Below are 3,249 nucleotides of genomic sequence, written 5' to 3'. Positions count from 1 at the left end.
GGTCCCCCCCCGCACCTCCCCGCCGCCGGTGCCAACCCGCCCTCGGCAAAACCCCCCGGCCGCCCCCCCCCGGCCCACCGGGGGGGGGGCCTCACGTGTTCGATCGCCCGGTGCCCGTCGACGCGACGAGGGCCCGGTCGGCATTTCCCGCCCGGGCCCTCGGCCGCGGCACACCCGGCAGCGTCGAGCGAGCGGCGGGAATCGAACCCGCGTGCACGGCTTTGCAGACCGTTGCCTAAACCTCTCAGCCACGCCCGCATGGCCTGTACAGACTGCCCCGGCACACGGTGGGCCGGCGAGGGTTACGGTCACCGTGATCGCAAGGCTCGACGGGGCGGGTGTGGGCGGCTCGGGCGGGTGTGACGGGGAATCCGGGTGAATCGGGCACAGCGAGTTGTGCGGAATGGCCGCCGACGGCGGGCGGCGTGCGATGATCGGACACATGTCTCGGCCACGCCCGCTTCCGCTGGACCCGATCGAGGAGGCCCGCCGCCAGTGGGTCGACCACGGGTGGGCCGATGCCGCCGACGGCATGGCGGTGGTGACCTCGCTGGTGCGGGCGCAGCAGATCGTCATGGCGCGGGTCGACGAGGCGCTGAAGCCGACGGGTCTGACCTTCTCGCGCTACGAGTTGCTGCGGCTGTTGAGTTTCACCAGGACCGGGGCGCTGCCGATGGCGAAGGCCAGTGCGCGCCTGCAGGTGCATCCGACCAGTGTCACCAACACGGTGGACCGACTGGAGGCGGCCGGATTGGTCACGCGGGTGCCGCATCCGAGCGACCGGCGGGCCACGCTCATCGAGATCACCGACGCGGGACGAAAATCCGTGGCCGAGGCGACGGAACAGTTGAACGCCGAGGTGTTCGCGCAGCCAGGGCTGGCACCGGATCGGCTCGCCACCCTGTTGCAACTGCTCGCCGAGTTCCGGCACGCGGCGGGCGACTTCGACACCGGTGGCGCGCCGGTGCGCTGGGCGGGCGGCGCCGAGCCCGCGGCGGGCTGAGCGCGCGGCCGTACCCCACGGTCCGGCCAACAGAGCCCTGACGGCGGCGCCCGCGCTGTGACCGATACGCATGTGTTGGCACAGTGGCGCGGACAGGTCACCATGAACACCATGGTGCTGGTCTTGGGCGTGTCCGCCGGCTCGAGTGGCGCGCGGGCGATCCTCGCCCATTCCGACCAGCCGCATCTGCCGCCCATCGACTGCTGCGCGGTGCGACGGCGGCCGGGCGCGGGCGTGGACGAGGCGGTCTTCGAGGTCATCCGCCGCATGAGCCTGTCCGCGCAGCAGCGGGACGAGCTGATCGCGAGCACGGCGGTGACCTGCCGCAGCGCCGAACACGCCGAGATCGTGCGCCGCGCGGCGGGCAGGCGCAGGCTGACCGTGGTGGACGAGCCGCTGGCGCAGCTGCGCTATCTGCGCTTCACCGGGCGGTTGCCGGATTCCGGCTCGGTGCTGCTCTACGACCTGGGCAGCGCCGGGCTCACCCTCACCCAGGTCGACTGCCGCGCGGACGCGGTGCTCGGTTTCGACCACGGCAGCTGCCCCGGCGGCGACGACTACGACGCGCTGCTGCGCAACCGTCTCGCGCACGTGGGCGTGCGCGCCGACCGCGCCGTGGTGCGCCGCCACCGGGAGGAGCTGAGCAGCGCCAGGGTGGTCACCGCCACCGACCCCCGCACCGGCGCGCGTGCAGTGCTCACCCACAGCGATCTGGCCGACCTGCTGACCGACGGGGTGCGGGACTCGGCGTCGGCGGTGGAGCAGCTGATCGAGCGCACCGGGACGCGGCCGATCGCGCTGGTGCTGGTCGGCGGGTGCGCGCGCAGCCCGATCGTGCGCGAGGAACTGGCCGCGACCTTCGACCTGCCGATCGTGCACGACCCCGAGCCCGAGCACGTCTCGGCGCGCGGGGCGGTGCTGCTGGCGGCCGAACGCCCGTCCGGCGACGTGCACATCCCGCACCTGCGCACCGATCCGATCCCGGCGCCGCCCGTCCCGGCGCGGCGGGGCCGCTGGAAGCTGGTGACCGCCGCCGCCGTGACGCTGGCCCTCGGCGTGACGGTGGCCGGTCTGCTGGCCTTCGGCCGCGAGGCGCCGCGCGAATCCGAGCACGGATCGACGCCGACGCTGGTGATCCCGCCCGTCATCCAGACCCCTTACGCCCCGCCCGCACCGCCGAACTGAGCCCGCCGTCGCGCCGTGGCTAGCATGGGCGGGGACCGACGAAGACGCTCGACCCCGGGGGATGCCCACGTGTCGTATTCGACCGCGCGCACGATGTATTCGACCGCCAATGCCGTCTTGCGCGCGCATCGCGGGCTGCGTTCGTTCCCGGTCACCTCGGCGCTGGTCGGGCTGGGTTTCACCGGCGCGACCTTCGCCACCCTGTTCTTCACCGGTGTCGGGGTGGCCTCGCCCATCCCCTATCCGACGGTCGTCGTGGTGTACCTGTTGTGTGTGATCGTGACGGTGCTCGGCAACGCGGGCCTGCTCACCCAGGCCGACAACGTGCTGCGCGGCGGCTGGGCGGACCCGCGTGCCGGCCGGCGGGCGGGCCGGGCCCGGTTCTTCGCGCTGCTGCCATGGGCGCTCGCGGTGGCGTTCGTGCTGCCGGTGCTGCGGTTGTTCGAGCGCACCGCCAGGGAGCCGGGGGCGCCGAGCCCGACCAGGGCGACCCCGTGGTCGGACGTGGCCTATCTGGTGTTGCCGATGATCGTGCTGGAACGCCGGGGCCCGGTGGAGGCGGTGCGCGCCGCGCGGGCCTGCCACGCGCAGGTGTGGGGCACCGGGGTGGCGGGCACGACCAGACTGGGCACCTTCGGCTACATCCTCGTGCTGGTGGGCGGGCTGCTGAGCATGCTGATCGGCACGGTGCTCGGCGCGCTGGCCGACGAGGCGGTGGGCGGGGTGCTGCTGTCTACGGTCGGCTGCTGGCTCGGCCTCGGCGCGTTCATCACGGTGCTGGCCTTCTATTCCGCCGCCAACACCGTCTACTCGGCGGCGCTGTACCGCTTCGCGGTGGACGGGCGCACTCCCCCGGCCTTCGCGGGGATGGATCTCTCGCGCGCCTTCCACGACGGCAGTCATCCGACCGGCAGCTTCCCGGCGGGCAACTACGACGGCCACGGCTATCCGTGAGCCCCCGCCACCGCCCGGCCGGAAACAGCACAGCCCGATCGGAAACAGCACAGCCCGGCCGGGAACGACGAGGGGCGCCCCCGCCCCGGGGGGGGCGGGGGGGGGGG

The 3,249-nt window shown here is 73.7% G+C and carries 3 protein-coding genes and 1 tRNA gene; 3 read left to right on the top strand and 1 reads right to left on the bottom strand.

Features of this window, described 5'->3' with window-relative positions:
* Positions 1-186: 186 nt before the first annotated feature.
* Positions 187-258 (bottom strand) — tRNA-Cys (locus QH283_RS14295).
* A gap of 184 nt (positions 259-442) precedes the next feature.
* Here QH283_RS14295 and QH283_RS14290 point away from each other — a divergent pair.
* From QH283_RS14290 to QH283_RS14280, 3 genes are all read left to right on the top strand, one after another.
* Entirely contained in the window at positions 443-1,003 is a 561-nt protein-coding gene (locus tag QH283_RS14290) for a MarR family winged helix-turn-helix transcriptional regulator (protein WP_280503488.1), read from the top strand.
* Between the two features lie 111 nt (positions 1,004-1,114).
* Positions 1,115-2,188: a hypothetical protein gene (locus tag QH283_RS14285; RefSeq protein WP_280503487.1), complete on the top strand. Its 1,074-nt coding sequence runs from the start codon at positions 1,115-1,117 to the stop codon at positions 2,186-2,188.
* A gap of 69 nt (positions 2,189-2,257) precedes the next feature.
* On the top strand, positions 2,258-3,142 hold the full coding sequence (locus tag QH283_RS14280; RefSeq protein ID WP_280503486.1) for a DUF6159 family protein: 885 nt from the start codon (positions 2,258-2,260) through the stop codon (positions 3,140-3,142).
* Positions 3,143-3,249: the final 107 nt, after the last annotated feature.

This window comes from Nocardia farcinica (assembly GCF_029867845.1).
Lineage (GTDB): Bacteria > Actinomycetota > Actinomycetes > Mycobacteriales > Mycobacteriaceae > Nocardia > Nocardia farcinica_A.
This window is presented reverse-complemented; position numbering and strand designations above follow the sequence as displayed.